Source organism: Thauera aminoaromatica S2 (assembly GCF_000310185.1).
Taxonomy (GTDB): Bacteria; Pseudomonadota; Gammaproteobacteria; order Burkholderiales; family Rhodocyclaceae; genus Thauera; species Thauera aminoaromatica.
The window spans coordinates 25,228-52,112 of record NZ_AMXD01000004.1 but is presented as its reverse complement, the minus strand read 5'-3'; the positions used below and the strand labels follow the sequence as shown (position 1 = coordinate 52,112).

Genomic DNA, 26,885 nt, shown 5'->3' with positions numbered 1-26,885 from the left:
GGATCAGGATTGCGCACACGAGGGGAGGGAGCGCCCGCCGGCGCGCCGGCGGGGAGATCGGGTCAGTCCGGGTCATGGGCAGGCTCGGCGCGCGGGGTGGGGCGGGTAAGGGGGGACGGGGTGGGGACGAGCGCGGGGTTCTCGATGCCGCCGTAGATGACCGGTACGCCCGCTTCGCGGGCTGGCGGTGCGAGGCCGAGCAGCGCGAGCGCGTCGGTCCGCTGCAGCGGAGCCGTTCTTGTGTCCCGAGGATGGCGGAGCACCGCGGTCAGGCGGGCGAGTGCGCGTGCGGCGACGAGCCGGGTCGCCTCCTCCTCGGAGAGATCCAGGGTCAGGGTGCCGAAGCTTCCACCCAGGAGGTCGCCCGCGCCATCGTCCTCGCCGGGCCGGGTGCGGCTCCCGGTCGCGAGCACGCGTACGCCCTGGAGCAGGGGCAGGGTCAGGTGATGGTGGTCGCGCTGCACGGTCGCGAGCAGGTCGATGCGGTCGCCCGGGCGCAGCAGGCCGGAGAGCGAGCTGGTCTCGTCGACCGGAATCGTGGTGGCGCGCCGACCCGGGGCGAGCTGCGCGGAGAGGGTGGCGGGTCGCCGCTCTTCGAGCTGCGACCACACCAGAGGCTCGCCACCGCGAGCCGGCTGGGCGAGCACCGCACCTGCCGCGCGCTCGAACTGCTCCGGGGTGATCGCGCTCGAGTGCAGCCACTCGACCGGCACTTCGCGCACGGCGACGAGGTCGCGGGTGAGGGGGGTCCCGACCGCGAGGTCCGTCTTGGCGACCACCGCATGGCCCATCTGCCCTTGCTGGCGCAGTTCGATCTCGGTGGCGCGCTCCTCCAGGTAGCGTGCGGCGAGCCACGCGGCGCCAAGGCCGAAGAGGGAGGCGACGGCCAGGATGATGAGGTTGCGGGGGACTCTCTTGAGCATGGGTGGATCACAACGGCAGTGAAATGCTGGCGAGAAAACGCGCGAAGCCGGTGGCCACGGCTTCGGCGAAGAAGACGAGGAGCGGCTTGCCGTCGAAGGCCGGAAGGCCGAAGACGCCGAGCACGATGGCGAGGATGACCAGGTATTCATGCATCGCCTGGCCGCGGAGGCGCCGGATCCGCTTCATCGCCCGCTCCGTGCGCCGTGGTCGATCATCTGCAGCGTCACCGTGGTCCCGCTGCCGTGGCGGACGATGGTCGCAACCGCCTCGCGGCCCCGGGCGCCGAACCACAGCCCCACGCCCTCCAGGCCGGGCCGGGAGACCGGCGCACGACGCTCGAGCGCGAGGCCCTGGGCCGAGAGCTCGCGGACCAGGCGCGCCGCGGCCCAGGAGGGCGAGGATTCGTCATGCCAGACGAGGATGCGTGCATGCCGGCCGGCATCGTTCGTTTCCAGGTCGGTGCTGAGCAGGCTGTCCGCCGGGCGGCCCGGAGCTGGCGAGGATGGCGCCGGATCGCGCGAGAGATCGGACTCGGACAGGGTGCCTTCGGTGCAGGCGGCCGGCGCCGTACGGCATGGACGCAGGCGCAAGGTGCGCAAGGCCGCGCCGTGCTTCCAGGACAGCACTTCCCAGCCGTCGATGCGCGAGCTCAGGGGCGTGCCCTCGACCGCTCCCTCGTAGAAGGCGCGCACGCTGGCTGTCGCGGTTCGCGCCTCGAACCGGCGGATCCGGGTCGGTACGCCATGGACGCGGGCGTTGTCGAGCACCGGCGTGATACGGGCTCCGGCGAGGGGCGGCAAGGGTTCGGGCAGGGCGGCCTCGGCGTGGGAACCGACCAGCAGCGCGAAGGCGATCGACAGGCCTGCGCGCGCGCCGCGACCACGTCCGTCCGGACGAGGCCGGGGATGGAGGGCAGGAGTCGTGTGGCGCGAAGTCGGGAGGCGCGGGGCGGGGTGTGCGGGCATGGTCAGCACCCTTGTTCGAGACGGTCGCAAGGCAGGATCTCGGCGTGCACGCGCCCGACCTCGATCGCCTTGTCGAGCACCAGCGGCGGCAGGAGGCGCCCGACCGTATTCCCGATCAGCGCCAGCGGCCGGATCGGGTAGGCGAGCGGGCCGGCGTCTTCGATGCGGCGGGCGTAGTCGGTCGATCCGGCCGCCGACCAGTTGTGACCGAGCAGGACCTGGTGGCGGCGGATCGACAGTCCGAGGGTGTCGAAGGGGGGCAGGCCGGCAACGTCGCGCGGCGACACGTGGATCGTCCCGGTGTGTTCGGAGCCGGCCGGCAGGTCGAGGCCGTGCGGGCCGGCGAGCAGCGCGGAGGCCGGTGCCGCGTTGGCGTGCGCCGCGAGATCGACCCCGATCCGGCTGGCCGGGTCGGCGAGCAGGTGTTCCCCGCGATGATCGATCCACAAGGGGTTGGCCGGATGCTCCGTCGCGGACGCGTTGCCGGCACCGCTGAGGATCGGCGCTCCGCTTGTGGAGAAGATGCGCTCGCGGACCTGCGCGGCCAGGGCTGCGGCCGTGGGGGGCTGCCGGGCAGGGCCCACGATCGAGGTCTCGAAGGCCACGTAACGTGCCGCCTGCTCGGTCGCGTGGGCGAGGTCGAGGTACTTGCCGAGCAGCGGCAGGCTCAGGAAGAGCGGGACCAGGACCAGCGCGAGCACGAGGAACTCGGTTGTCGACTGGCCGCCTTGCGCTGCGCGCGCAGCCGGGAGGAGGGGGTGGCAGGGCTTCATGGCAGCGCCATCCCGTCCTGCCGTCCGGCGGCCCAGGCGCGGTCCGTCGGGGTGACGGCGGCGAGCCTGGCCTGCCAGTAGGGGCTGTACAGACTTGCCCGCTCGGTCTTGTTGTCGCTGCGCGCGGCGGGACGCTCGAAGAACACCTCGGCGCGCGCCATCGCGGCGAGGTGGCCGCCCGGCGCGGTCGCTTCGAATGCACGCAGGTTTCCCTGCGGTTGCACGCTGCCGATGCCCCCCGAACCGCGCAGTCTTTCCCGTGCCTTGGCAACGTGGACGGTCACGCCGGAGCGGTGCTCTGCGGCGGGCGAAAGGTCGCGCAGCTCGCGTGTCTCCGGCAGCCCGCCGAAGTGCGCGGCCCCCGCATCGACGATCGCGGGCTCGGCCCGGTTCAGCGTCGTGATCGGATTGCTCGTGTAGGTGTCGCCGTGATCGCCACGCCGGGCATCGGCACCCTCATCGCCCGTAAAGCCGGCACCGCCCCAGGCGAGCGGCGTGCGACGCCAGCGCCAGCGCCAGCGTTTCATCCGCTGGCCCTGGTGTTCGAGCGTGTCGAGCGCGCGCCATTCGTCGTAACCGATCAGCTCGGTGCCGCCGCGTCGCTTGAGTTCGACCTTGCGTTGCAATGGCGGGAGGTTCAAGCCGCGGATCGACCAGACGCGCTCGCGGGTGAATGCGTCGCGCGAGCGTAGCGTCACGTCGGCGATCCGTTGGCGCGCATCGCCTTGCGCGGAGTCCTTCGCCATCGTGCGGGTGAGATTGCGGAACCCGTGGCTGATCGGGTTGATCGACGCTCGCATTTCGGGATCGATCCGACGCACGAAGTCGTTCGCGAAACCGGCCTGGGCGATGCCCGTGTCCAGGCTCGCGTGCATGACGCGCTGCGAGAGCGAGAGTGCGTTCGCGACCGCGTCGTGGGCGGTGGCGATGGTACCCAGCCCGATATCCAGGCCCTCCACGATCGCCCGCAGCGAACCGCCGCTCCCGACATCCAGATAGGACGTGCCATTGACCCCGGCGAGCAATTGAAGGAGGCGCGGATACTCGCCGGGCTTGTACAGCCAGCTCGCGGCGACCTGGTTCAGGTTCGGAGCGTTTTCGACCGCCGTCTCGAAGTAGTGCATCCACGAGATCAGGCTGATCGCCTGCGCGATCGCGACCTCGTTGGCGACGATCGCTCGATTGGTGTAGGCGTCGTAGTTGAGCGCGCGCGCCTCGAGTGTGGCCACGCTCCAGGCGGTGGCGTCGGCGGCGTTGGTGAGGCGCATCTTTTCGTCGACCACCCTGCCGGTGTTGAACATCAGCAGCAGGACCGCGAGGGTGGCAAAGACGAGGAAGAGACCGAGGACGAGAGCCTGGCCGTGCTGGCGGTCGGCTCGTTGCGGGCGCTGCGCGACGCCGGGACGCGGGGTGGCGGCCATGGCAACCGGTGCGGGCGGTTCGGACAGGCTCAGCGGCCCGCGTTGCCGGTGTAGGTGTCGAGCGTGCGGGCGGTGTTGGCCTCCGTCGCAGCCTTGCCGGCCGCGGTTTGTGCGGCGCTCTTGGCGGTGCCGCCGTCCTTGCCGGCGATCTCCGTGGCGATCGCCGCGGTCTGGTTGCGCACCGTCTGGCCGAAGTACTGATACACGGCGATCGCGGCGACCGCGATCAGGGCCACGATGATGATGTACTCGGTCATGCCCTGACCGCGCTGCCACTGGATCCTTCTGCCTGCCGCCATGATCGATCCTCCGGGTTGATGATGAGCGGATAATGACAAACGGGAATGGTGTCGTCAATATGCAAATAAGATTCTCTGTTCGAGGTCCTCGGGAGGCGTAAACGCAAAAGCCCGCTGCAGGGCATGCAGCGGGCCTCCGGGGACAGCGCGTCCGGTGGATGTGTCAGCGCGCGATCGGCTTGTAGCGGATGCGCTTGGGCTTGGCGCCTTCCTCGCCCAGGCGCTTCTTCTTGTCCTCTTCGTATTCCTGGTAGTTGCCCTCGAAGAAGAACCACTGCGAGTCGCCCTCGGCCGCCAGGATGTGGGTGCAGATGCGGTCGAGGAACCAGCGGTCGTGCGAGATCACCAGCGCGCAGCCGGCGAACTCCAGCAATGCGTCTTCGAGCGCGCGCAGGGTCTCGACGTCGAGGTCGTTGGACGGCTCGTCGAGCAGCAGCACGTTGCCGCCCTGGATCAGGGTCTTGGCGAGGTGCAGCCGCCCGCGCTCGCCGCCCGACAGGTTGCCGACGATCTTCTGCTGGTCGCCGCCCTTGAAGTTGAAGCGGCCGATGTAGGCGCGGCTGGGCATCTCGAAGCGGCCGACCGTGAGCACGTCGGCGCCATCGGAAATGGCGTCGAACACCGTCTTGTCGTTGGCCAGGCCCTCGCGGGTCTGGTCGACCGCGGCGATCTTGACCGTGGCGCCGATCTCGACCGTGCCGGAGTCGGGCTTGTCGCGGCCCTCGATCATCTTGAACAGCGTCGATTTGCCGGCGCCGTTGGGGCCGATGATGCCGACGATGGCGCCGGGCGGGATGGCGAAGCTGACGTTGTCCATCAGCAGCTTGTCGCCGAAGGCCTTGCTGACGCCGTGGAACTCGATGACCTTGTCGCCGAGGCGCTCGCCGGGCGGGATGAAGATCTCCTGGGTCTCGTTGCGGCGCTGGTATTCGACGCTCGCCATCTCCTCGTAGCGGGCCAGGCGGGCCTTCGACTTGGCTTGGCGCGCCTTGGGGTTGGAGCGCGCCCACTCCAGTTCGGTCTTCATCGCCTTCTGGTGGGCGGCCTCCTGCTTGGCCTCCTGCGCGAGGCGGTCGCCCTTCTGCTCCAGCCAGGACGAGTAGTTGCCCTTCCAGGGGATGCCGTGGCCGCGGTCGAGCTCGAGGATCCATTCGGCGGCGTTGTCGAGGAAGTAGCGGTCGTGGGTGACGGCCACCACGGTGCCGGGGAAGCGGGTGAGGAACTGCTCCAGCCACTCGACCGATTCGGCGTCGAGGTGGTTGGTGGGTTCGTCGAGCAGCAGCATGTCGGGCTTGGACAGCAGCAGCTTGCACAGCGCGACGCGGCGCTTCTCGCCGCCGGAGAGCTTGCCGATCACGGCGTCCCAGGGCGGCAGGCGCAGCGCGTCGGCGGCGATCTCCATCTGGGTCTCGACGTCGCTGCCGGCAGTCGACAGGATGTTCTCGTACTTCGCCTGTTCCTCGGCGAGCTTGTCGAAGTCGGCGTCGGGCTCGGCATAGGCGGCGTAGACCTCTTCCAGCTTCTGGCGCGCCTCCATGATCTCGCCGAGCGCAGCCTCGACCTCTTCCTTCACCGTCTTGGCGGGGTCGAGCTCGGGCTCCTGCGGCAGGTAGCCGATGCGCTGGCCGGCGAGCCACTGCACCTCGCCGTCGTATTCCTTGTCCACGCCGGCCATGATGCGCAGCACGGTGGACTTGCCCGAGCCATTGAGGCCGAGCAGGCCGATCTTGGCGCCGGGGAAGAAGGAGAGGGAGATGTCCTTGATGATCTGGCGCTTGGGCGGAACGATCTTGCTCACGCGCAGCATCGACATGACGTATTGGGCCACTGCGGGTACCTCGTTGGCGGTGTTCGGTGGGGCGGAAAAAGCGGAAGTCTACCCGAGTGGGCAGCGGCAGGCACGCATGGAGCTTGCAGCTAGCCGATTGGGGTATTACGCTGCGAAGACGTGTAAGAAATACAGGAAGGAGAGAATCGAGATGCACACCACACTGACGAGCAAGGGGCAGGTGACGATCCCCAAGCACATCCGCGACGCGCTGCATCTCGAGCCCGGATGCGCGATCGAGTTCCGCATCAATCGCGAGGGTGAGGTCGTCCTGACGCGCCCCAGTGAACTACGAGACGAGGATGATCGCTTCGAGCGCTTGCGCGGCAAGGCCGACGTCAAGTGGCGGACGGATGACCTGATGGCCTTGCTGCGTGGCGACAACTGATGCTGCTGGTCGACACCAATGCGCTGATCGATGTGCTGGAAGACGATCCGCGCTGGGCGGATTGGTCGATCGACATGCTGCGTCGGCAGTCGCAAGTGCATCGACTTGCGATCAATCCCATCATCTACGCCGAACTTTCCTTGACCTTCTCGACCGTCGAGGCGCTGGATGAGGCGGTCACCGATTTCGGCGTTGAAGTCGTCGAGATCCCCAGGCCGGCGCTCTTTCTCGCGGGCAAGGCCTTCGTCGCCTATCGTCGAAACGGCGGCCAGCGGCGCAACGTGCTGGCCGACTTCTTCATCGGCGCGCATGCCGCGGTCGAAGGCTGGAACATCCTTACGCGAGATCCGCGCAAGTACCGACAGTACTTTCCCTCGGTCGAGCTTGTGACGCCCTGAATCCTGTCGCGGGACCACGTCCGCCCCCCGCCTTGGGGCGCACGAATCCGGCCCAGCGCATGCGTCTCCCTTGCCTAGAGCATCCCCTCGATCTCCTTCACCAGTTCCTCCGGCGTGGTGGTCGGCGCGTAGCGCTCGATGCGCTCGCTGTCGCGGCTCACCAGGAACTTGGTGAAGTTCCACTTGATCGCCTCGGTGCCGAGGATGCCTTTCGCGTGCTGTTTCAGATACTTGTACAGCGGATGTGCGCCGTCGCCGTTGACCTCGATCTTGGCGAACATCGGAAAGCTCACGCCGTAGTTCCTGGTGCAGAAGGCGCCGATCTCCTCCGCGCTACCCGGCTCCTGCGCTCCGAACTGGTTGCACGGAAAGCCGAGCACCACCAGGCCGCGGTCCTTGTAGGTCTGATAGAGCTTTTCCAGGCCGGCGTAATGCGGGGTGAGCCCGCACTGGCTTGCGGTGTTGACGATCAGCAGCAGCTTGCCGGCGTATTCGCCGAGCGTGGTGGTGCCGCCGGCGAGGCGGTCGACTTCGAGGTCGTACAGGGGCGAGCTCATGGGGGAGGGTCTCCGTGCGCGGGTGGGATGCGGGCCCGCCGCATGGCGGACTTCGCAGGCTTGGAGGCGGGCGGGCCGGCGCAAGTTTCCGCCGCGCCGCGCGATTCAGGCGCGCCGGCTCAGGAAGCGCTCGATTTCGCGCGCAGGCGCCGGGCGGGCGATCAGGAAGCCCTGCAACTGATGGCAGCCGTGCATCTGCAGGAAGGCGCGTTGGGCCTCGCTCTCCACGCCTTCGGCGACCGCCTCCAGCCCCAGGCTGTGGGCCATGCCGACGATGGCTGCGGCGATCTTGCCCTCGGCGCCGTCGCTGCCGATGTCGCTGACGAAGCTGCGGTCGATCTTCAGCGCATTGACCGGGAACTGGCGCAGGTAGTTGAGCGAGGAGTAGCCGGTGCCGAAGTCGTCGATCGCCAGGCGCACGCCCATCTCGCGCAGGCGCACGAGGGTGCGGATGGTGCGATCGACGTCGCGCATCAGCATGGTCTCGGTGAGCTCGAGCTCGATCAGGCCGGGCGCGAGGCGGTGGCACTCGATGGCCGCCGCCACGGTTGCGACGATGTCGGGTTGGGCGAGCTGGTGCGCCGAGAGGTTCACCGCGAGCGGCGGCACGTCGAAACCGGCGTCCAGCCAGGCGCGCTGTTGGCGGCAGGCTTCCTCGAGCACCCACTGGCCGATCGGCACGATCAGGCCCGATTCTTCGGCGAGCGGGATGAACTGGCCGGGCGCGACCATGCCGAGCTCGGGATGCTGCCAGCGCAGCAGCGCCTCGAAGCCGCCGAGGCGGCCGTCGGCGGCGCTCACCTTGGGCTGGTAGTGCAGCAGCAGCTCGCCGCGCTCGGCGGCGCCGCGCAGCTGGTGTTCGAGCAACAGGCGGCCGAGCGAACTGGTGTTCATGTCCTCGGTGTAGAACTCGAAACCGTTGCGCCCGGCCTCCTTGGCGCGATGCATGGCGGCGTCGGCGTTGCGCAACAGGGTCGATTCGTCGCCGCCGTCGCGCGGGAAGAGGGCGATGCCGATGCTCGCCGTGATGCTGATCTCGTGCTCGCCCAGCCGGCAGGGCAGGGCGATGGCGTCGAGGATCCTGCGCGCGGTGTCTGCGCTGACGTCGGCGGTGGTGGCGTCGGGCAGCACGATGACGAACTCGTCCCCGCTCAGGCGGGCAAGCGTGTCGGTGTCGCGCAGCACGCGCCGGCAGCGTGCGCAGATCTCCAGCAGCAGACTGTCCCCGCGTTCGTGGCCGAGGGTGTCGTTGATCGTCTTGAAGCGGTCGAGGTCGAGCAGCAGCACCGCGGCGCCGCGGCCGTCGCGCCGTGCCTGCAGCAGGCTCTGGCTCAGGCGGTCGTTGAGCAGCGCGCGGTTGGGCAGGTTGGTGAGCGGGTCGTGGTGGGCGAGGTGCAGGATGCGCGCTTCGGCCTCCTTGCGTTCGGTGATGTCGGAGAAGATGCCGATGTAGTTGCACGGCTGTCCGTCCGCCCCCTCGCCCTCGCCCGGCACCGCGGTGATCGACAGCCACTCGGGATAGATCGAGCCGTCGCGGCGGCGGTTCCACAGTTCGCCCTGCCACTTGCCGCGGCTGGCGAGCGTGGACCACATGCGCCGGTAGAAGCCGGCGTCCTGCCGCCCGGAGTTCAGCAGCGCCGGCGAGCGCCCCGCGACCTCCGCCGGGCTGTAGCCGGTGATGCGGGAGAAGGCCGGGTTGGCGGCGATGATGCGGCTGTGCGCATCGGTGATCAGCATGCCCTCGCTGGCGTTGGTGAACACCGTGGCGTACAGGCGCAGCTCGGCTTCGGCACGGCCGAGCGCAGCGGCGTGTTCCTGCAGGTCGGCATGCGCCTTGCTGACAGTGAGCGAGACCGCGCGCAGTCGCAGCGCGGTGAGCAGCAGGTAGGCGCCGAGCGCGAGCGCGGCGAGCACCAGCAGCACGCGGTGGCGGTTCATGCGGGTTTGCGAGGCGACGTAGCCGTCGGTGTAGCTCTCCACCAGGCGCTCGCCCTCGCGTGCGGTCTGCAGCGCGAGGAGCTGGCGCAGGAGGCGGTCGGCCTCGGCTTCGGCCGCGCCGCCGTTCTGCGGCGGCGCGTCGAGGAGCACGCGCAGCGCGCTGATCACGGTGCGCTTGTCGGTCTGCAGGGCGGTGTAGTGATCGAGCTGGCGGCGCACGGCCGCCATCTCGCTGCCGGTGAGGAAGTCGGGAACGCGGCCGAGGTCTTCGAGGAGTTCACCCATCCGCGCCAGGTGGGCGTCGGCCCCGTGCCAGTCCTCGGCGAGCCCGAGCCGGCGGGCGAGCGCGGCGGCGCCGAGCTCGGCATCGACCTGGCGGATCTCGCGCAGGTCGCGGGCGTAGCGCAGGTGCTCGCGTGCCGAGCTGGTGCCGGCCTCGACCACGAACCACCCCAGCCCGGCGAGGCCGATCAGCGCGAGCACGAGCAGGCGGATGCTGCTCGAGGTGTGCAGCAGCAGCGCGAAGGCGGCGCGCGTCACTTCCTCCGCTCCGGAGCGAGGGGCCGGGGAGCGGGGGGCAAGGTTGAGCCGGGGAGAAGGGAGGTGGGCAAGGCGGGCGCGGGCGGATCCTATCTGCGCGTCTTGCCCTGGAATTGATCTGGATCAAAAGTTGGATGATAGGACATGCGGGTCGGGCATGCCGATCCACTATGCCGGGATGGCTCCTTCCACGACAGCTTCACTTCTCCACGAACGCGCGCTCGATCACGTAGTCGCCCGCCACGCCGATGCGCGGCGACATCTTGAAGCCGCGCGCGTCGAGCAGGTCGCAGCAGTCCTTGTTCATCGCCTGGCTGCCGCAGATCATTACGCGGTCGTGCCCGGGATCGAGCTCCGGCAGGCCAATGTCGGCGAAGAGCCGACCGGAGTCGATCACATGAGTGATGCGTCCGGTGTTGCGGAAGGGCTCGCGCGTCACCGTCGGATAGTAGATCAGCTGCTCGCGCACCTGCTCGCCGAAGTATTCATGCTGCGGCAGCTCGCGGGTGATGAAGTCGGTGTAAGCGAGTTCGGAGACGAAACGCACACCATGCACCAGCACGACCTTCTCGAAGCGCTCGTAGGTCTCCGGGTCCTGGACCACGCTCAGGAAGGGCGCCAGGCCGGTGCCGGTGGCGAGCAGGTAGAGGTGTTTGCCCGGGTTGAGGTCGTGCAGCACCAGGGTGCCGGTGGGCTTCTTGCTCACCACGATCGGGTCGCCCGGGCGCAGGTGTTGCAGGCGCGAGGTCAGCGGGCCGTCCGGCACCTTGATGCTGAAGAACTCGAGGTGCTCCTCGTAGTTGGGGCTGGCGATGCTGTAGGCGCGCGTCAGCGGCTTGCCGCCGACGTCCAGGCCGATCATCACGAACTGGCCGTTCTCGAAGCGCAGCCCGGGGTCGCGGGTGGTGCGGAAGCTGAAGAGGGATTCGTTCCAGTGATGGACGCTGAGGACGCGTTCGGTGGCGAGGCTGCTCATGGTTTCGGGTCTCTGCAGGCTGCGGGATGGAGGGGTGAGCGGATTCTAGGTACTTCTCCTTACCTGTATGGCGGATAATATTCATATCCTTCATCGACTTTATCGATATGAAGTTTACCCTCCGCCAGATCCAGGTCTTCGTCGCGGTGGCGCGCGCCGAGCACGTCTCGCGCGCTGCCGAGGGCCTCGCGTTGTCGCAGTCGGCGGCGAGTGCGGCGCTCGCCGAGCTGGAGAGTCAGTGCGCGCAGCCGCTCTTCGACCGCCACGGCAAGCGCCTGCGCCTGAACGAGCAGGGCAGTCTGCTGCTGCCGCACGCGGTGGAGCTGCTCGACCGTGCCGCCGAGTTCGAGGGCCGCATGCGCGGCGAGCAGGGCCTCGGCCCGCTGCGCGTGGGCGCGACGCTGACCATCGGCAACTACCTGCTGCCGCTGATCGTGTCGGATTTCCTCCAGGCCCACCCCGAGAGCCGGGTGCATCTGCAGGTGCGCAACACCGCGACCATCGCCGAGCGCCTGCTGCACCACGAGATCGACCTGGGTCTGGTCGAGGGCCAGGTGGTGGATGCCGAGCTGCACGTCGAGCCCTGGGTCGAGGACGAGCTCGTGGTGTTCTGCGCGCCGGGGCATGCGCTCGCCGCACGCGGTCGCGCGAGCGTGGCCGAGCTCGCCGGCCAGCCGTGGATCCTGCGCGAGCGTGGTTCGGGCACGCGCGAGACCTTCGATCGCGCGTTGCGGCATCACCCGGGCGGGGTCGTGCCGCGGCTGGAGCTCGAGCATACCGAGGCCATCAAGCGCGCGGTGGAGAGCGGCCTGGGCTTGGGTTGCCTGTCGCGGCTGGCGCTGCGCGATGCGTTCCGGCGCGGCAGCCTGGTGGCGGTGGAGGTGCCCGAGCTCGACCTGCGCCGGCGCTTCAGCTTCGTCTGGCATCGCGGAAAATATCACGGTGCCGCGCTGCGCCGCTTCGTCGAGGATTGCCGCGCCTTCACCGCCGGCGCCCGCCGCAGCGACGAGATCCCGCTGCCGCCGGTGGCTTGAATTCGTCGCGGTGTTTCGTTCGGCGCTGCGATCGCGACTTGCGTCGCTCCCACAATGTGCGACGCGGTCATCGCGACTTGCGTCGCTCCCACAATCCGCAGCGCTGATATCGCGACTGGCGTCGCTCCCACAATGTGCGCAGCGCTTCCGCAGCCCGTTCTGCAGGAGCGACGCCAGTCGCGATATCAGCGCCTCAGGCCGCGCCGCGGCGGCGGAAGTCGCGCAGGCGGAAGCCGAGTGCGAACAGGGTGGCGAAGTAGGCCACCGCGCCGCCGAGCACGATCAGGGCCAGGCGCAGGCCGCGCTCCAGGCCGCCGATTTGCGTCCACAGGCTCGCCGGCCCGCTCGCGAACCACAGTGTCGTGCCCATCACGATGAGCGCGACCAGCAGCCTGAGCGCGAACAGGCCCCAGCCCGGCTGCGGGCGGTACACCTCGCGCTTGCGCAGACCACGGTAGAGCAGGGCGGCGTTGAGGCAGGAAGCCAGGCCGATCGACAGCGCCAGGCCGGCGTGGCGCAGCGGGATTACGAAGGCGAGGTTCATCAGCTGCGTCGCGGCCAGGGTCAGGATGGCGATCTTCACCGGTGTGCGGATGTCCTGGCGGGCGTAGAAGCCCGGTGCGAGCACCTTCACCAGGATCAGCCCGGTCAGGCCCACGCTGTAGGCGACCAGCGCGCTGCGCGTCTGCATCACGTCGGCGGGGGTGAAGGCGCCGTAGTTGAACAGCGTTGCCACCAGCGGCACCGCCAGCAGCGCGAGGCCGAGCGCGGCGGGCAGGGTCAGCATCAGGGTCAGGCGCAGGCCCCAGTCGAGCAGCGAGGAGAACTCCTCCGCCTTGTCGTCGGCGTGCAGCTTGGAGAGGCTGGGGAGCAGGATGGTGCCGAGCGCCACGCCGAGCAGGCCGGCGGGAAATTCCATCAGGCGGTCCGCGTAATACAGCCAGGACACGCTGCCGCTCTCCAGGAAGGAGGCAAAGATGGTATTGATCAGCAGCGAGATCTGGCTCACCGACACGCCCAGGATCGCCGGCGCCATCAGCGTCATGACGCGGCGCACGCCGGGGTCGGAGAGGTCGAGGTCGAAGCGCGGCATCATGCCGATCTTCATCAGCGGCCGCACCTGCAGCGCGAGCTGCAGCAGGCCGCCGAGGAACACCGCCCACGCCAGCGCCAGCACCGGGGGGTCGAAGTACGGCACCGCGAACAGCGCCATGCCGATGAAGGCTAGGTTGAGCAGCACCGGCGTGAAGGCCGGGATCGCGAACCGGCTCCAGGTGTTGAGCACGCCACCCGCGAGCGCCACCAGCGACATGAAGAAGATGTAGGGGAAGGTGATGCGGGTGAGCTCGACGGTGAGCGCGAACTTGCCCGCGTCGCCGGAGAAGCCCGGGGCCGACACGTAGATGATCAGCGGTGCGGCGAGCGCGCCGAGCGCCGCGACCACCGCCACCACCAGCCCGAGCAGGGTGGCGACCCGGCTCACCAGAGTGTGGGTGGCGACCTCGCCCTGGCGGTTCTTGTACTCGGCGAGGATGGGTACGAAGGCCTGCGAGAACGCGCCCTCGGCGAACATGCGGCGCAGCAGGTTGGGCAGGCGGAAGGCGACGAAGAAGGCGTCGGTCGCCATGCCGGCGCCGAAGGCGCGCGCGATCACGAGGTCGCGGACGAAGCCCAGGATGCGGGACAGCAGGGTCATGCCGCTGACGGTGGCAAGCGCGCGCAGGAGGTTCATTCGGTCGAGGCGCGCGCCGGCCGGCGGCGCGCGGAAGATGCGGAGGGCGCATCATAGCCGCCCGCCGGTGTCTCGATAAGCGGGAGTGCGGGAAAAGACGCTTGCATTCACCGGAGCCGGTCCCTATAATCGCGGACTTTTCCAGAACCACCAATACGGACTTCAAATCTATGGCCAACTCGGCACAAGCTCGCAAGCGCGCCCGTCAGGCGACCAAGGCCCGCGCCCACAACGCCAGCCTTCGTTCCCGCCTGCGTACCGCGATCAAGGCCGTGCGCAAGGCCATCGTGGGTGGCGACAAGGCGGCGGCTCAGTCGGTCTTTCGCACCTCGATGAGCACCATCGACAGCATCGCCGACAAGAAGATCATCCACAAGAACAAGGCTGCTCGCCACAAGAGCCGCCTGTCGGCCGCCGTCAAGGCGATGGCTGCCTGATCCTTGCCGCATGCCGGCGCCTCGGCGCCGAGATCGAGAAAGCGACCCGAGGGTCGCTTTTTTGTTGGGCGTATGCCGGGAAGTCCTCGGCGCGGACTCCCGGTCCCGGGATCGGGACTTGCGTCGCTCTTGCGGTTCCGGAGCGGAGGGGATGAGTGCGCCGTCTCAGAACGGCGCGTCGCCCATCCACTCGATCTGGAGGTTGTTGTCGTTGGCGAAGTTCACCATGAACTTGTAGGCCAGCGGTTCGACGTCGTAGAGGCGGGCGTCGACGAGGACGGTCTTGTCGCCCTTCAGCGTGCACCCTGGGCGCACGTAGGGCGAATACGTCATCCGATGGTCGGCGCCGAAGGCGGACATCACGCCGCACAGGCGATCGGACCAGTCGCTCGGACGGAATTTCTTCCCCTCCCTCGTGACCCCGACGATGATGAAGTTCTCGATCTTCTGATTCATGTGTGATGCCTTGGCGGCTTCGGGGATGCGCATGTTCCGGTTCTTTGTCGCCGGAATCAGGACGGGCGGCATTCTAGCAGAAATCCCCCGCGGCCATTCCGCCGCGCGGGCGTCGGGCGATCCTGCCGAAGGGCTTCGTGCGACCTGTCGGCGCCGGGGCTCCGGTCGTGCTGACGAGGCTCGCGGATGGCGTCCGGCGTCCCGCGGAGCGCGGCCCGCTTATGTACAGGGTCGGCCGTTTTGGCTTAACATCGGCACATTTCCTGCACGGCGGCGTCTGCCGCCGTGTGCGTTTTCCGGCTTCGCACCGATCGAGGTACCCCCATGTCCCATGTCATGAATACCTACGCCCGCCTGCCCGTGGCCTTCACGCACGGCGAGGGCGTGTGGCTGTACGACGAGACAGGCAAGCGATATCTCGATGCCCTCTCCGGCATCGCGGTCAACACGCTCGGGTACAAGCACCCCCGCCTGGTCAAGGCCATCGCCGACCAGGCCGAGCGCGTCCTGCACACCTCCAACCTGTATCGCATCCCGCTGCAGGAGCAGCTCTCCGACCGCATCGCCGAAGCCGCGGGCATGGACGAGGTGTTCTTCTGCAACTCCGGCTGCGAGGCCAACGAGGCGGCGATCAAGCTCGCGCGCATGTACGGCCACAACAAGGGCATCGAGCTGCCGCACATCATCGTCATGGAGAACGCCTTCCACGGTCGCACCATGGCCACGTTGTCGGCCACCGGAAACCGCAAGGCCCAGGCCGGTTTCGAGCCGCTGGTGCAGGGCTTCATCCGCGTGCCCTACAAGGACATCGAGGCCATCCGCAAGATCGCCGAGCACAACCACACCGTGGTCGCGGTGATGCTCGAGATGATCCAGGGCGAGGGCGGGGTCAACGTCGCCGACGAGGCCTTTCAGCGTGATCTGCGCGCCCTGTGCGACGACAGGGGCTGGCTGATGATCTGCGACGAGGTTCAGTGCGGCATGGGCCGCACCGGCAAGTGGTTCGGCTGGCAGCATGCGGGCACGAGGCCCGACGTGATGACGCTGGCCAAGGGCCTGGCCTCGGGCGTGCCGATCGGCGCCTGCGTGACCAGCGGCCTGGCCAAGGGCCTGTTCGGGCCGGGCAACCATGGCTCCACCTTCGGCGGCAACCCGCTCGCCTGCGCGGCGGGCCTGGCCACCTTCGACGCCATCGTCGAGGACGAGCTCATGGACAACGCCGTCGCCGTCGGCGCGGCGATCCGCAAGGGCATGGCTGAGGCGCTCGCCGGCGAGGCGGGCGTGGTCGACATCCGCGGTCGCGGCCTCATGATCGGCATCGAACTCGACCGCCCCTGCGGCGTGCTGATGGCGCGCGCCGCCGAGAACGGCCTGCTGCTGTCGGTGACCTCCGAGCGCGTGGTGCGCTTGCTGCCGGCGCTCACCTTCACCACCGCCGACGCGCAGACCCTGGTGTCCATGCTGGCGCCGATGATTCGCGACTTCCTCGCGAACGGCTGAGGACTGCGTATGAGCTCTCCCATCAAGCACTACCTCCAGTTCAAGGATTTCACCCGCGAGGAATACGAATACGTGTTCGCGCGCGCGAAGTGGATCAAGGACAAGTTCAAGCGCTACGAGCCCTACCACCCGCTCTTCGACCGCACGCTGGTGATGATCTTCGAGAAGGCGAGCACGCGCACGCGCCTCTCGTTCGAGGCCGGCATGCACCAGCTCGGCGGCTCGGCGATCTACCTCAACACCCGCGACTCGCAGCTCGGCCGCGGCGAGCCGGTGGAGGACGCCGGCCAGGTGATCTCGCGCATGAGCGACCTGGTGATGATCCGTACCTTCGAGCAGGACATCGTCGAGCGCTTCGCCGCCAACTCGCGCGTGCCGATCATCAACGGCCTCACCAACGAGTACCACCCCTGCCAGATCCTCGCCGACATCCTCACCTTCATCGAGCACCGCGGCTCGATCCAGGGCAAGACCGTGGCCTGGATCGGCGACAGCAACAACATGTGCAACACCTGGCTGCAGGCCGCCGAAGTGCTGGACTTCAACGTTCACGTGTCGACCCCGCCGGGCTATGAAGTCGAGCCCGAGCGCGCCGGCCTGTACGGGACGGCCAACTTCGAGCAGTTCGCCGACCCGATGGACGCCTGCCGCGGCGCCGACCTGGTCACCACCGACGTGTGGACCTCGATGGGCTTCGAGGCCGAAAACGAAGAGCGCATGAAGGCCTTCGCCGACTGGTGCGTCGATGCCGAGATGATGTCGGTCGCGCACAAGGAGGCCGTCTTCATGCACTGCCTGCCCGCGCACCGCGGCGAGGAAGTCACCGCTGAAGTCATCGACGGCCCGCAGTCCGTGGTGTGGGACGAGGCCGAGAACCGCCTGCATGCGCAGAAGGCGTTGATGGAATACCTGGTCCTCGGCCGCATCGAGAACTGATCCAACGAACAATCACGGCACGCACGGGCGTGCGCGCCGGCAACACAGCAGGAAACAGGAAAACAGCATGAGCGACGTCAACAAAGTAGTGCTCGCCTACTCGGGCGGGCTGGACACTTCGGTCATCCTGAAGTGGCTGCAGGACACCTACCAGTGCGAAGTGGTCACCTTCACCGCCGACCTCGGCCAGGGTGAAGAGCTCGAGCCCGCGCGCGCCAAGGCGCTGCAGTTCGGTATCCAGCCCGAGAACATCTTCATCGACGACCTGCGCGAGGAGTTCGTGCGCGACTTCGTCTTCCCGATGTTCCGCGCCAACACCATCTACGAAGGCGAATACCTGCTCGGCACCTCGATCGCGCGTCCGCTGATCGCCAAGCGCCAGATCGAGATCGCGCGCGCCACCGGCGCCGATGCCGTCTCGCACGGCGCCACCGGCAAGGGCAACGACCAGGTCCGCTTCGAGCTCGGCTACTACGCGCTGATGCCGGGCGTGAAGGTCATCGCGCCGTGGCGCGAGTGGGACCTGCTGTCGCGCGAAAAGCTGCTCGCCTACGCAGAGAAGCACGGCATCCCCATCGAGATGAAGCACAAGCAGGGCGGCTCGCCCTACTCGATGGACGCCAACCTGCTGCACATCTCCTTCGAGGGCCGCCACCTCGAGAACCCCGCCGCCGAGGCCGAGGAGTCGATGTGGCGCTGGACGGTGTCGCCGGAGGCCGCGCCCGACGCCGCCGAGTACATCGACCTCGAGTTCGAACAGGGCGATCTGGTCGCGATCGACGGCAAGCGCATGAAGGCGCACGAGCTGCTCGCCAGGCTCAACGAGCTCGGCGGCAAGCACGGCATCGGCCGCCTCGACCTGGTGGAGAACCGCTACGTCGGCATGAAGAGCCGCGGCTGCTACGAGACCCCGGGGGGCACCATCCTGCTGCGCGCCCACCGCGCCATCGAATCGATCACGCTCGACCGCGAAGTCGCCCACCTCAAGGACGACCTCATGCCGCGCTACGCCAGCATGATCTACAACGGTTACTGGTGGAGCCCCGAGCGCCGCGCGATCCAGGCGCTCATCGACCACACCCAGCAGACCGTCAACGGCTGGGTACGCCTCAAGCTCTACAAGGGCAACGTCATCGTCACCGGTCGCGACTCGAAGACCGACTCGCTGTTCGACCCGACGATCGCCACCTTCGAGGACGACGCCGGCGCCTACAACCAGAAGGACGCGCACGGCTTCATCCGCCTGAACGCGCTGCGCATGCGCATCGCGGCCAACGCCAAGGCCAAGCGCGGCTAAACCCGCAACGGATCCCTTGCGATGGCCAACGACGACTACATCCTCGGACTCAGCTTCGTCGAGTTCGAGGACCTCGCCCTCAAACTCGGCTTGACCGGCCTGATCCTGTTCATGGTCTTCATCATCTGGAACCTGGGCAAGGAATCCAAGGCCGGCCGCTACGGCATGATGTGGCTGTTCCTAGGCCTGGGCGTGGGCTTCGTCGGCTTCATCGCCAAGGGCATCATCCAGAAGCTGCTCGGCATCGAATAAGGAAAACGCAAGCGATGGGCATTACCGCCAAGCTCGACGGCGTCGCCGTCACCACCCAGGCCAACGTCTATTTCGACGGCAAGTGCGTCAGCCATAGCGTGCAGTTCGCGGACGGCACGAAGAAATCCGTGGGGGTCATCCTGCCGGCCTCGCTCACCTTCAACACCGGCGCGCCCGAGATCATGGAGGGCGTGGCCGGCTCCTGCCGCGTCCGCCTGAAAGGCCAGGCGGACTGGAAGACCTACGGCGCCGGCGAATCCTTCGACGTGCCGGGCGACTCCAGCTTCGACATCGAGGTGGCGGGCGAGCCCTACCACTACATCTGCCACTTCGGCTGAGCGGGGGAGGGGAGCATGCCGTCTTTCGACATCCTGTCCGAGGTCGACCAGCCCGCGCTGCGCAACGCGGTCGAGCAGGCCAACCGCAAGGTCGACGGCCGTCACGACTTCAAGGGCACGAGCGCCAAGATCGAGCTCGCCGAGAAGCTGCTGACCCTCTACGGCGACAGCGACTTCCAGCTCGAGCAGATCAAGACCATCCTGCTGCCCGAGATGACCAAGAAGAACGTCGACGTCCGATGTCTCGACTACGGCGACGTGCAGAAGATCTCCGGCAACAAGGTCAAGCAGGAGGTCAAGGTGCGGGTCGGCGTGGAGCAGGAACTGGCCAAGAAGATCGTCAAGCTCTTGAAGGACAGCAAGATGAAGGTGCAGGCTGCGATCCAGGGCGACGCGGTGCGCGTCTCCGGCGCCAAGCGCGACGTATTGCAGGAGGCGATCGCGCTGGTCAAGAAGCAGATCACCGATTTTCCGCTGCAGTACGGCAACTTCCGCGACTGAGCGGAACGCCGGGGCAGGAATCCGACGGGCGCCGCGAGGCGCCCGTCGTGCGTTCGGGGGTTGGGTTGTGGGGGAGTCGGGTTGACGGCGACGAGGCGATGTTCCGGGCGGGGAATCGCGACTTGCGTCGCTCCCACGAGAAGCAGCGGGGAATCGCGACTTGCGTCGCTCCCACGAGAAGCAGCGGGGAATCGCGACTTGCGTCGCTCCCACGAGAAGCAGCGCGATTTCGGACGCGGTTCGGCTGGGGTTCGGCCGTTGTTTCCCGCGCGGGTGGGGCGGTCCTCACGCATGCCGAGCGCGCTGCGTTCGCGTATTTCCGACACCTGCACGCGCTGCAGGAGCGGCGCAAGTCGCGATGCGGGCGGTCCGTCACCCGCTGCCGCCGGTGCGGCTCAAGCTCCTCCGCTCCCTGCCGATATGCTCTTCGACATCACCGCCCTCGCCCCGGCTCGACAGGAGAACAAATCATGGAAGCAACCGCAATCGCCGCGCTGGCCTCGAACAATGCGCTCGCGCAGGTCCAGCAGGAAGCCTCGGTCGAAGTCCTGCGCAAGGCGCTCGACCTCCAGGGCGAGAGCGCGATGCAACTGCTGCAGGCGATTCCCCGGCCCCCCGCTGCGGCGGTCGGCAGCACGGCGGGCGGCATCGTCGACACCTGGGCTTGAGCAGGTCGTCGGGCCCGAACCACGAAAACCACCCATGCGTCTCGCAGCCATTGGCTGGACCCCATTTTGGGGCATCGATGAGGCCTCGATTTCGCTTTGCGTCGGTTTTTTTTACAGTTAACCAGGGTTCGGGGGGGGGGTGATAATTTAAGTCACGGATTATTAAACAAAATTTTTTCTGGCTTGATTTTTGCTGGTAACGCTCGTCGGCAAGCATGTAATACCCGCTTGCTCAAATAGAACGGGAGAACCACATGAATCCTCAACCCCGCCTGATGGCGCTGGTGCTTTCCATGATCGGCATGTCGGCTGTCCAAGCCGCACCGATGATTTCCGAGCGGACGTACGATATCGCTGAGAGAAGTTATGCAGTGACCGACTCGTCCGTGATGGACGGCGCGGTGAGTACGGCAATAACGACCAGCGGCTCGATCGGCCCGAATTCGTTCCAGCAGTTCGATGCATCGACGGGCGTGCTGACCTCGATTACCGCATCGGTCTCCGCTTCGAACTTGCTGCTCTCGCAGCAGGTCACGGGTGGCGCGACGGGGACGAGTGCGGTGCGCGTCAGCTGGACGTCCTTCGGCGAGTCCCTGTTCGATCGCCAGGTCATCGGTTCGGTGAGCACGCCGACGCCGTCGCTGAGCAATTTCGATACTCTTTCTCGAACCATCGCCTCGGGTGATGCGGCCGGAGATGCGTTCGTCGCGAAAGCCGGGCAGACGCCCGGAAACAGCGCGGCTTCGTACGGGCTTGTTGCCGACCTGAGTTCGACGGCGCCGGGTTCGGCCGACTCTTTGACCTCATTCCTCAACTCCCAGACGGCCGACGCGGCGGGATCGTTCACCCATACGCTCGCTTACAGCTACGTTCCTCATGCGATCGCCTCCTTCGAAGGAGGCCAGACCACGACGACTTGGCGGCTCCCTGTGTCAGGGAACATCGAGGTCGAGCTCGGCGACTTATTTACGCTCGATCTGAACATCTTCAACCTTGGTTTGCTCGGCGGAGCGGGACTGGATCTGGATGGATTCAAACCCAAGAGCGGTTCCGGGCTGTCGATGACGGACCTCGAATTGTTCGAGGGGCTCGCGCAGGGCACAGGCCGGAATGTCAAGGCGAGCTTCAGGGCGGACGAGCTTGGCAGCCACGAGATGCTGTTCTCGCTCTTGCTGTCGGATGAGGATGTGGGGTTCGCCTCCAGCCGCGGCAGCTACGAGTTGGAGCTGACGGTGTTTGCCAACGTCGTCGATAACGGAAACGGAAATCCGGTGCCCGAGCCGGGCGTGCTGGCGCTCCTCGGTATCGGTCTCTTCGGGCTGGCCGTGCGCGGGCGTGCCGCGCGATGACTTCTTAGGTGGTTCCCGAAACGAGAAAGGCGCCGTCGGCGCCTTTCTCGTTTCCAGTGATCGTGTCCGGTCTCAGCGATAGTTCAGTTCGCGCCAGGATATCCGGCGAATGTCGCCCCCGGACACCGAGGTCACGATCGGCTCGGCTTCGCTGCTGTCGTCGGTCTTGCGGATCAGGCCGATGACCTGGCCGTTCGGCGTCACGATCAGTACGACGCGGCTCGCCAGACCGGGCCGCAGGCGCTTGCCCACGTAGGGAAGGGCGTTTGTACCGATCGGAGCCATCCCGGTTGCGAGGTCGAACTGGAACAGATAGCTCGTCCCGCCCGGCACGCATGGATCGGACGTGCTCGGGACGTTGGTCGTGAATGCGACCGTGGTGTGGGCGATTGCGGGATCGGTCGTGGCGCGTTCGCCGCTGATGTTCAGATCCACCCGCCAGCCGCGCTTGGCAGACCAGTCGATGTCCGCTGCATCGGACAGGGTGCGCGTGCCGTCGGTCTCCGCGGCGAGGGTCCGAGGCGTCAGGTCTGCGCGCACGACGGTGCTGCCGCCGCGGTCGATGCGATCCTCGATGACATAGAAGGTCTGGACCTGGGCGGCGTCGGTCGCCGAGATCGCGGTGCCGGGGACATCCTTCTCGCCAAGGTAGCGCCCCGTGCCCACCACGACCAGGTTGCGGAAATCGTTGCCGGCCTTGACCCGGGTGAGTTCGGGCGCCGCGGTGATGGGCTGGGCGTTGCCGGTGGCGTCGGTGGCGTCGGTGAGGACCGCAAGTTTGCTTGTCGACCAGGCGTCGGGGTTGGCTGCGCTCAGGTCGAAGCGCCACAGGTTCCCCTTCAGGTCCCCACCGTAGACCCACTGCACGCTGTTATTGACGTCGGCGTTGTGCACCCAGGCGCCGAGCTGGCCGAGCCCGCTCGGGTCGCTGGCGCTGCCGACGCCCGTGGAGAGCTTCTTGATGAGCGCACCCGTCTTGGCGTTGAGAACGTACAGATAGCCTCTGCCGTCGCCACTCGTGTTGTTGTAGCCCGAGCTGACGAGCACGACCCACCCCTGGCCCGAGCGCGTCTCGTTACCCCGGTTGTCGGTGGTGACCACTTCGTGCTTGACGATGATCGGCCGCGAGAAGGCGAGGCCGAGATCGGCGTCGCCGCTGAATTCCCACAGCACCTTCGCCGTGAGCGGGCTGGACTCGGTCACTTCGGGGGAGGTGATGTCGAGTGCATAGAAGCCCTTGCCGCCGCGGCCGAGGCCACCCACCAGCAAGGTGCGCCAGTCGGCGGTGCCCCGCGTTCCCCCGGTGAAGCCGAAATCCACATCGCCTTCGGTGAGATAGCCGTCAACCGTGGCCTCGAACAGTCCGTTGGGCGAGGCCAGTCCGGGCAGCCGCGGAAACACGGCCTTGGGGACGTAGGCCCACTTCTCCGCGCCGGTGGAGGCGTCGAATGCATGCATCATGCCGTCGTTGGCGCCGACGTAAAGCATGCGGGTGCGTCCCGCGGTGCTCGAGCGGAAGCTCGCGTAGCCGGCGTCGGCATAGGAGCGGTCGGGCTCGCGCACCAGGACCGGTTCGCTGTGGATGATCGGACCGAGGACCTGCAGCCGGCGACGCAAGCTCGTCGACTCCTGGCTGCGGTCGCCGCGCAGGTAGGCGAGCACCTGTGCGCCATTGCCAGCCCCTGCCGGGGACTGGAGCTGACCGAGGAGCGTGGTGCCGAGGCCGCTGCTGGTGAAGTCCACTCCGCTGCTGCCGTTGAAGGTGGCGATCTGGCGCGAGTCCGCGGTGCGCGCCTCGAGCATCTCGGCGACCCCTTTGGCGCAGGTCCTGCTCGCATCGGTCGGGCAGGGCTTTGTCCAGGCCGGTTGGTTACGGTCGGGCTGCCCGGTTTCCAGGTGCAACTTGTAGGCCTTGATGTCGCCCATCCGCTGCGCAGCCCTGTAGCTGGTCTCGTAGGTGAAATTGTTCGCGATATCGATGTAGGGCTTGGTCACGGCCGCGGCTGCGGCGCCGCTCGGATTGTTGGCGAGCGATTCGAGCACCTTGCTCATGCGCTGGGCGAAGAGCTCCGGATCGTCGGCGCGGAAGAATTCTCCGCGGCCATTGAGTGCCGCGTGGACGAGGTCGTCGCCCTTCGCACGGTCGGTGTTCCCTCCGGTGGTCGGGTTCAGCCAGGACACCGAGTTCAGGCGGCCCGCGAACAGCGCGACGATGTCGCTTTCCGAGAGCATGCCGGTGATGCCGAAGCCGATGGTGTAGGTGGAGAGATGCTGCCAGAAGGCCGGGTTCCGATCGTCATCGGGAATGCCGTTGGCGAGGCCCGGGCGCAGGTCGGTCTTCCAGTAGTACATCGCCACGTCGGCGAGGGTATTGGTGTAGTCGTCCTTGTACGGGGCGGCCGGCAGGTAGCTATAGCTCCTGGTGCCGTCCTCGCTGGTGTGTTCGTCGCCTTCGAGGTTGTCGATGTTCGATCCCGAGATGGAGGTGCGTGCGCTGTCTCTGTCATTGTCGTAGTAGCCGTCGGTCATCAGGATGTGGTGGCTGCGCTGGCAGCTCAAGGCCGCGCTGGTAGAGTCCTCGACCTTCGCACGCCAGGGCGGCGCGCTCGTGAAGTAGTTGCCGACATCGTCCATCGCGGTGCGCAGCGGCGTGGTCAAGAAGCGCGGCATCGGGTCCTTGTAGAGCCAGTCGAAGAACTGGGTGCGCCAGCGCTTGTCGGCGGCCTCCTCGTCCTTGAACAGGCGCAGGCCGCGCACGACCCGCTTGGTCGTGAAGCCGTCGATGTCCGTCTCGGTGGTTCGGTTGATCGTCGCGTAGCCGACACGCAGGTTGTCCTTCTGTTCGGAAAAGGCCTTGCCGATCGCCGCGCGTGCGGCGAGGTGGCGGGAGCGGTGGTAGGAGAACCAGTTGGCGAAGTTCTTGATTTCCTCCGCGTAGGTGCAGGGATCGCCGGCACAGTCGGTACGCTTGGGACTGCGGGGGGGTAAGGTGGTGAGGCCGATCTGCACCCGGGCGAAGTTGCCTGGCGTGTTCGTCGTGGTCGTGTCGGTGCGGACCAGAGGGGCCGGGCCGGTGTAGACGAAATAGGTCGCAGGATAGATCGTGGCCTCTGCAACGTTGGAGTTGTCCGGTGGTGGCCGCCAGAGCAGGTTCTGCGTGAGGTCCAGGGTGTAGTCGTCCCTGTTCGGATGACCCGGATTCAGCCAGGCCCGGGTCGGCTCCGCGTTCGGCCACAGGCTGCCGTCGCTGTTGCTCCAGGGCTTGTAGGTCTTTTCCGGGTTGTAATACAGGGGGTTTCCGGCGTACGAACGATAGAAGCGCGCATTGGGGTCGTCGAGATCCGTGGAGACCGGGTTGGCCGGATAGTCGGTGGCGCCGGTGCGCCAATCGTAGACGTTCGCCGGGCGCGGAAAGAGATAGATGCCGTCCCGAAAACCATGTGAATCGGGGATGCTCTCCCAGTACATCGAGCCGGAGTCGTCGAGCGTGAACATCACGTTCGCCGGCACCGTGATCTTCGATTCGGGAGGGACCTCGGAAATCTCGGTCTGGGCGGCGAAGCCAATCTGGGCGGCGAGCAGGCCGGCTGCGAGCAGCGCGAGGCGGGTGTGCCGGGCAAGCGGCCGGAAGGCGGGGTGTGCGTTGTTCACGACGCGTTCTCCGGTTAAGGGCGAGGAGTCCATCAGTCGCGCAGCACGACCTGCACGAAGGACTGCGCATTGTTCGGGCCGCTGACGCGGACGGTCAGCCGGTAACGGATCGACGAGGCGCCGGTGATGCGTGGCGAACCGGCACGGCGGGATCCGCCTTCCTCGGGGTTGTCCGAAACGCAGGATTCGGCACGGTTGGCCGTGTCGGTGCACATGCGGTCGATCACGTACTGCACCCGGTATCCATCGGGGATCCGGGAGTCTTCGATGCAGGCGACCTTGTCCCAGTCGAGCGTGGGGACCCCCGGAATCGTGTAGCTGCGCCCACCGATGGTCGGGCTGCCCATCGTGCTCGCCGTGGCGAACATGGTCGGGAAATAGTTCGAGACCGTGGGTTCGGCGCTCGTCAGCCGACAGGTCCCACCGACCTTCCACTCGCTCTCGCGCGGCTTGGTGTCGAGGTCGTGCGCGGCGGCTTCGACGCCGAAGTCGGAGGCCTGCAGTGCCGCCTGCTGGAAGGCGAGGTTGCCGGCGATCGTGACCGTGGTGTCTACGCTGCGCACGAGCGAGACCGCGGCGATGCTCATCGCCACGAGCATGATCAGCGCCATGAAAAGCGCGGCGCCGCCCTGGCGGCGTTCACCGTGCATCACTCGCGGTTCCATAAGGCATTCCTCAACGGAACCACGGTTTCGTAGCTCCGATAACGGTAGTTGCGCTCCGCGCTGCCCAGGGTGATCTGGACCGGCGTGTCGTATTCGAAAAAGCTGAAGGTCTCGGGCGCGGTGTAGCTGGCGTCGCGCTGGCTCGCGCGCACCAGAATGCCCACGCGCACGGCGACCAGGTCCGCCGCCCCGGCTCCGGTGGGGATCGTCGAACTGAAGCTCACGGTGTTGGTCGTCCTGTTCCACCAGCCGTACTGGGCCCGCAGGGCGACGACGTCGCGCACGAGCGTCTGCGCGGCCGTGGTGCTCGCCATGTCGGCGCGCGAGGTCGCCAGGTCGGTGTCGGGTGGCGCGGTGCTGCTGCCGCGCGACTGCAGGCGATAGACTGTCTCGGCGATGCCGCCCGGGCCGAGCGAGCGGATCGTGCCGGTCCCCGACTGGTAACCGTCGGAGGGGAACAGGCCCGCCGAGTCGCCCGGGTCGTTATACGGACTGCTCGGGTTGATCTGGAACCGCCATGCACCGCCTCCGCGCCCGACCGAGCCGGGGTCCTGGGTGAGCTGCTGGATCGCGCAGTGGCCTTCCGCGTCGTTGAGCACGATCAGATCGTCCTCGGAAAACCCCATCCCGATGTTCGCGAACATTGTGGACGAGGGGCTGGGCATGGATTCGGTGAGGGTGGCCTTGGCGATCGAGGCCTCTACCGAACTCGCGTAGCGGATCGTGATGCGATCGCTGCGCGAGGCCAGGGCGCTCGGCGCGCCCGGATCCGCCACGATCGTGACCGGCATGCCATTCATCTCCTGTGCTCCGCTGGTGCCGGGCTTGAGATACTTGATCGTTCTGCAGCCCGTGCCGATCAAGCCGGCGCCCGCGTTCAGCAGATCGCGTTCCAGCAGCGTCATGGCCACCTGGCCGGCCGTCGTCGCGTCGGCGCCGCTGACCGTGTTGGCCTTGTGTGCATTGCTTGCCGAGAAGGTCTGCACCATGACGAGCAGCGCGATCAGGCCGATGGTCATGCCGACCATCAGCTCGACCAGGCCGATGCCGCGCGTGCGTAGC

27 protein-coding genes are annotated in these 26,885 nt (G+C 67.3%); 12 read left to right on the top strand and 15 right to left on the bottom strand.

Annotated features, from left to right (window positions below; genetic code table 11):
* Nucleotides 1-62: 62 nt before the first annotated feature.
* From cpaB to ettA, 7 genes are all read right to left on the bottom strand, one after another.
* On the bottom strand, nt 63-923 hold the full coding sequence (gene cpaB / locus C665_RS02000) for a Flp pilus assembly protein CpaB (protein WP_004298695.1): 861 nt from the start codon (nt 921-923) through the stop codon (nt 63-65).
* A 7-nt stretch (nt 924-930) separates the two neighbouring features.
* Nucleotides 931-1,110: a hypothetical protein gene (locus tag C665_RS01995; RefSeq protein WP_004298692.1), complete on the bottom strand. Its 180-nt coding sequence runs from the start codon at nt 1,108-1,110 to the stop codon at nt 931-933.
* Complete coding sequence (locus C665_RS01990; protein ID WP_012585612.1) at nt 1,107-1,889, bottom strand: hypothetical protein; 783 nt, start codon at nt 1,887-1,889, stop codon at nt 1,107-1,109. Before C665_RS01990 ends, C665_RS01995 begins: the two co-directional genes overlap by 4 nt.
* Nucleotides 1,890-1,891: 2 nt before the next feature.
* On the bottom strand, nt 1,892-2,662 hold the full coding sequence (locus C665_RS01985) for a hypothetical protein (protein WP_004298684.1): 771 nt from the start codon (nt 2,660-2,662) through the stop codon (nt 1,892-1,894).
* On the bottom strand, nt 2,659-4,083 hold the full coding sequence (locus tag C665_RS01980; RefSeq protein WP_004298681.1) for a Tad domain-containing protein: 1,425 nt from the start codon (nt 4,081-4,083) through the stop codon (nt 2,659-2,661). Before C665_RS01980 ends, C665_RS01985 begins: the two co-directional genes overlap by 4 nt.
* 29 nt (nt 4,084-4,112) lie before the next feature.
* Nucleotides 4,113-4,382 (bottom strand): hypothetical protein, encoded by a 270-nt coding sequence (locus C665_RS01975; protein ID WP_004298679.1) that lies wholly within the window; start codon nt 4,380-4,382, stop codon nt 4,113-4,115.
* Between the two features lie 163 nt (nt 4,383-4,545).
* On the bottom strand, nt 4,546-6,210 hold the full coding sequence (gene ettA, locus C665_RS01970; protein ID WP_004298677.1) for an energy-dependent translational throttle protein EttA: 1,665 nt from the start codon (nt 6,208-6,210) through the stop codon (nt 4,546-4,548).
* On the opposite strand from ettA, the gene C665_RS21035 reads away from it, so the two are divergent.
* Both C665_RS21035 and C665_RS01960 read left to right on the top strand, forming a co-directional pair.
* On the top strand, nt 6,137-6,598 hold the full coding sequence (locus C665_RS21035; protein ID WP_245537121.1) for an AbrB/MazE/SpoVT family DNA-binding domain-containing protein: 462 nt from the start codon (nt 6,137-6,139) through the stop codon (nt 6,596-6,598). The two genes, ettA and C665_RS21035, sit on opposite strands and share 74 nt — an antisense overlap.
* Nucleotides 6,598-6,996 carry a type II toxin-antitoxin system VapC family toxin gene (locus tag C665_RS01960; protein ID WP_004298674.1) on the top strand — a complete coding sequence of 133 codons (399 nt, stop codon included), beginning with the start codon at nt 6,598-6,600 and terminating at the stop codon, nt 6,994-6,996. Before C665_RS21035 ends, C665_RS01960 begins: the two co-directional genes overlap by 1 nt.
* 74 nt (nt 6,997-7,070) lie before the next feature.
* Here C665_RS01960 and C665_RS01955 read toward each other — a convergent pair whose 3' ends face one another.
* From C665_RS01955 to C665_RS01945, 3 genes are all read right to left on the bottom strand, one after another.
* Nucleotides 7,071-7,553 (bottom strand): glutathione peroxidase, encoded by a 483-nt coding sequence (locus C665_RS01955; RefSeq protein WP_004298672.1) that lies wholly within the window; start codon nt 7,551-7,553, stop codon nt 7,071-7,073.
* Between the two features lie 105 nt (nt 7,554-7,658).
* Nucleotides 7,659-10,031, bottom strand: a complete 2,373-nt coding sequence (locus C665_RS01950) for an EAL domain-containing protein (protein ID WP_004298671.1) — start codon at nt 10,029-10,031, stop codon at nt 7,659-7,661.
* A 199-nt stretch (nt 10,032-10,230) separates the two neighbouring features.
* The gene (locus C665_RS01945; RefSeq protein ID WP_004298669.1) at nt 10,231-11,007 is read right to left on the bottom strand and encodes a ferredoxin--NADP reductase; all 777 of its coding nucleotides are present in this window, start codon (nt 11,005-11,007) and stop codon (nt 10,231-10,233) included.
* Between the two features lie 107 nt (nt 11,008-11,114).
* On the opposite strand from C665_RS01945, the gene C665_RS01940 reads away from it, so the two are divergent.
* Nucleotides 11,115-12,041 (top strand): LysR family transcriptional regulator, encoded by a 927-nt coding sequence (locus tag C665_RS01940; protein ID WP_004298667.1) that lies wholly within the window; start codon nt 11,115-11,117, stop codon nt 12,039-12,041.
* A gap of 193 nt (nt 12,042-12,234) precedes the next feature.
* Here the strand turns inward: C665_RS01940 and murJ are convergent, their stop codons facing one another.
* Nucleotides 12,235-13,773: a murein biosynthesis integral membrane protein MurJ gene (gene murJ, locus C665_RS01935; RefSeq protein WP_004298666.1), complete on the bottom strand. Its 1,539-nt coding sequence runs from the start codon at nt 13,771-13,773 to the stop codon at nt 12,235-12,237.
* Between the two features lie 170 nt (nt 13,774-13,943).
* Between murJ and rpsT the strand changes: the two genes are divergently transcribed.
* Complete coding sequence (gene rpsT / locus C665_RS01930; RefSeq protein WP_004298664.1) at nt 13,944-14,210, top strand: 30S ribosomal protein S20; 267 nt, start codon at nt 13,944-13,946, stop codon at nt 14,208-14,210.
* A gap of 165 nt (nt 14,211-14,375) precedes the next feature.
* Here the strand turns inward: rpsT and C665_RS01925 are convergent, their stop codons facing one another.
* Nucleotides 14,376-14,666 carry a DUF3579 domain-containing protein gene (locus C665_RS01925; RefSeq protein ID WP_040828285.1) on the bottom strand — a complete coding sequence of 97 codons (291 nt, stop codon included), beginning with the start codon at nt 14,664-14,666 and terminating at the stop codon, nt 14,376-14,378.
* Nucleotides 14,667-14,990: 324 nt separating this feature from the next.
* Between C665_RS01925 and C665_RS01920 the strand changes: the two genes are divergently transcribed.
* The 8 genes from C665_RS01920 (at nt 14,991) to C665_RS01885 (ending at nt 21,507) form a co-directional block, all read left to right on the top strand.
* Nucleotides 14,991-16,166, top strand: a complete 1,176-nt coding sequence (locus C665_RS01920; RefSeq protein ID WP_004298659.1) for an aspartate aminotransferase family protein — start codon at nt 14,991-14,993, stop codon at nt 16,164-16,166.
* Nucleotides 16,167-16,175: 9 nt separating this feature from the next.
* On the top strand, nt 16,176-17,102 hold the full coding sequence (gene argF / locus C665_RS01915) for an ornithine carbamoyltransferase (RefSeq protein WP_004298656.1): 927 nt from the start codon (nt 16,176-16,178) through the stop codon (nt 17,100-17,102).
* Between the two features lie 67 nt (nt 17,103-17,169).
* Nucleotides 17,170-18,399 (top strand): argininosuccinate synthase, encoded by a 1,230-nt coding sequence (locus tag C665_RS01910; protein WP_004298653.1) that lies wholly within the window; start codon nt 17,170-17,172, stop codon nt 18,397-18,399.
* Between the two features lie 21 nt (nt 18,400-18,420).
* A complete protein-coding gene (locus C665_RS01905; protein ID WP_004298652.1) occupies nt 18,421-18,651 on the top strand; it encodes a DUF2788 domain-containing protein in 231 nt (76 codons plus the stop codon).
* Nucleotides 18,652-18,665: 14 nt separating this feature from the next.
* Nucleotides 18,666-18,989, top strand: a complete 324-nt coding sequence (ppnP, locus tag C665_RS01900) for a pyrimidine/purine nucleoside phosphorylase (protein WP_004298651.1) — start codon at nt 18,666-18,668, stop codon at nt 18,987-18,989.
* Nucleotides 18,990-19,004: 15 nt separating this feature from the next.
* On the top strand, nt 19,005-19,490 hold the full coding sequence (locus C665_RS01895; protein ID WP_004298649.1) for a YajQ family cyclic di-GMP-binding protein: 486 nt from the start codon (nt 19,005-19,007) through the stop codon (nt 19,488-19,490).
* 470 nt (nt 19,491-19,960) lie between these two features.
* On the top strand, nt 19,961-20,158 hold the full coding sequence (locus tag C665_RS01890; protein ID WP_004298647.1) for a YjfB family protein: 198 nt from the start codon (nt 19,961-19,963) through the stop codon (nt 20,156-20,158).
* A 254-nt stretch (nt 20,159-20,412) separates the two neighbouring features.
* Nucleotides 20,413-21,507: a PEP-CTERM sorting domain-containing protein gene (locus tag C665_RS01885; RefSeq protein ID WP_040828283.1), complete on the top strand. Its 1,095-nt coding sequence runs from the start codon at nt 20,413-20,415 to the stop codon at nt 21,505-21,507.
* Nucleotides 21,508-21,579: 72 nt separating this feature from the next.
* Here the strand turns inward: C665_RS01885 and C665_RS01880 are convergent, their stop codons facing one another.
* Genes C665_RS01880 through C665_RS01870 form a run of 3 tightly spaced genes read right to left on the bottom strand, consistent with a single transcriptional unit; the run spans nt 21,580 to nt 26,851 of the window.
* The gene (locus C665_RS01880; protein WP_004298644.1) at nt 21,580-25,158 is read right to left on the bottom strand and encodes a pilus assembly protein; all 3,579 of its coding nucleotides are present in this window, start codon (nt 25,156-25,158) and stop codon (nt 21,580-21,582) included.
* Nucleotides 25,159-25,190: 32 nt separating this feature from the next.
* Nucleotides 25,191-25,808: a pilus assembly PilX family protein gene (locus tag C665_RS01875; protein WP_004298642.1), complete on the bottom strand. Its 618-nt coding sequence runs from the start codon at nt 25,806-25,808 to the stop codon at nt 25,191-25,193.
* Nucleotides 25,808-26,851: a PilW family protein gene (locus C665_RS01870; protein ID WP_004298640.1), complete on the bottom strand. Its 1,044-nt coding sequence runs from the start codon at nt 26,849-26,851 to the stop codon at nt 25,808-25,810. Before C665_RS01870 ends, C665_RS01875 begins: the two co-directional genes overlap by 1 nt.
* Nucleotides 26,852-26,885: the final 34 nt, after the last annotated feature.

Coding starts and splice junctions, on each gene's coding strand:
- C665_RS01940 (WP_004298667.1), top strand. CDS start 11,115: ATGAAGTTTACCCTCCGCCAGATCCAGGTCTTCGTCGCGGTGGCGCGC.
- C665_RS21035 (WP_245537121.1), top strand. CDS start 6,137: ATGTCCTTGATGATCTGGCGCTTGGGCGGAACGATCTTGCTCACGCGC.
- C665_RS01920 (WP_004298659.1), top strand. CDS start 14,991: ATGTCCCATGTCATGAATACCTACGCCCGCCTGCCCGTGGCCTTCACG.
- C665_RS01985 (WP_004298684.1), bottom strand. CDS start 2,662: ATGAAGCCCTGCCACCCCCTCCTCCCGGCTGCGCGCGCAGCGCAAGGC.
- ppnP (WP_004298651.1), top strand. CDS start 18,666: ATGGGCATTACCGCCAAGCTCGACGGCGTCGCCGTCACCACCCAGGCC.
- C665_RS01875 (WP_004298642.1), bottom strand. CDS start 25,808: ATGCACGGTGAACGCCGCCAGGGCGGCGCCGCGCTTTTCATGGCGCTG.
- C665_RS01925 (WP_040828285.1), bottom strand. CDS start 14,666: ATGAATCAGAAGATCGAGAACTTCATCATCGTCGGGGTCACGAGGGAG.
- C665_RS01910 (WP_004298653.1), top strand. CDS start 17,170: ATGAGCGACGTCAACAAAGTAGTGCTCGCCTACTCGGGCGGGCTGGAC.
- C665_RS01995 (WP_004298692.1), bottom strand. CDS start 1,110: ATGAAGCGGATCCGGCGCCTCCGCGGCCAGGCGATGCATGAATACCTG.
- C665_RS01990 (WP_012585612.1), bottom strand. CDS start 1,889: ATGCCCGCACACCCCGCCCCGCGCCTCCCGACTTCGCGCCACACGACT.
- C665_RS01885 (WP_040828283.1), top strand. CDS start 20,413: ATGAATCCTCAACCCCGCCTGATGGCGCTGGTGCTTTCCATGATCGGC.
- C665_RS01955 (WP_004298672.1), bottom strand. CDS start 7,553: ATGAGCTCGCCCCTGTACGACCTCGAAGTCGACCGCCTCGCCGGCGGC.
- C665_RS01975 (WP_004298679.1), bottom strand. CDS start 4,382: ATGGCGGCAGGCAGAAGGATCCAGTGGCAGCGCGGTCAGGGCATGACC.
- rpsT (WP_004298664.1), top strand. CDS start 13,944: ATGGCCAACTCGGCACAAGCTCGCAAGCGCGCCCGTCAGGCGACCAAG.
- argF (WP_004298656.1), top strand. CDS start 16,176: ATGAGCTCTCCCATCAAGCACTACCTCCAGTTCAAGGATTTCACCCGC.
- C665_RS01905 (WP_004298652.1), top strand. CDS start 18,421: ATGGCCAACGACGACTACATCCTCGGACTCAGCTTCGTCGAGTTCGAG.
- cpaB (WP_004298695.1), bottom strand. CDS start 923: ATGCTCAAGAGAGTCCCCCGCAACCTCATCATCCTGGCCGTCGCCTCC.
- C665_RS01960 (WP_004298674.1), top strand. CDS start 6,598: ATGCTGCTGGTCGACACCAATGCGCTGATCGATGTGCTGGAAGACGAT.
- C665_RS01890 (WP_004298647.1), top strand. CDS start 19,961: ATGGAAGCAACCGCAATCGCCGCGCTGGCCTCGAACAATGCGCTCGCG.
- C665_RS01980 (WP_004298681.1), bottom strand. CDS start 4,083: ATGGCCGCCACCCCGCGTCCCGGCGTCGCGCAGCGCCCGCAACGAGCC.
- C665_RS01870 (WP_004298640.1), bottom strand. CDS start 26,851: ATGGTCGGCATGACCATCGGCCTGATCGCGCTGCTCGTCATGGTGCAG.
- murJ (WP_004298666.1), bottom strand. CDS start 13,773: ATGAACCTCCTGCGCGCGCTTGCCACCGTCAGCGGCATGACCCTGCTG.
- C665_RS01895 (WP_004298649.1), top strand. CDS start 19,005: ATGCCGTCTTTCGACATCCTGTCCGAGGTCGACCAGCCCGCGCTGCGC.
- C665_RS01945 (WP_004298669.1), bottom strand. CDS start 11,007: ATGAGCAGCCTCGCCACCGAACGCGTCCTCAGCGTCCATCACTGGAAC.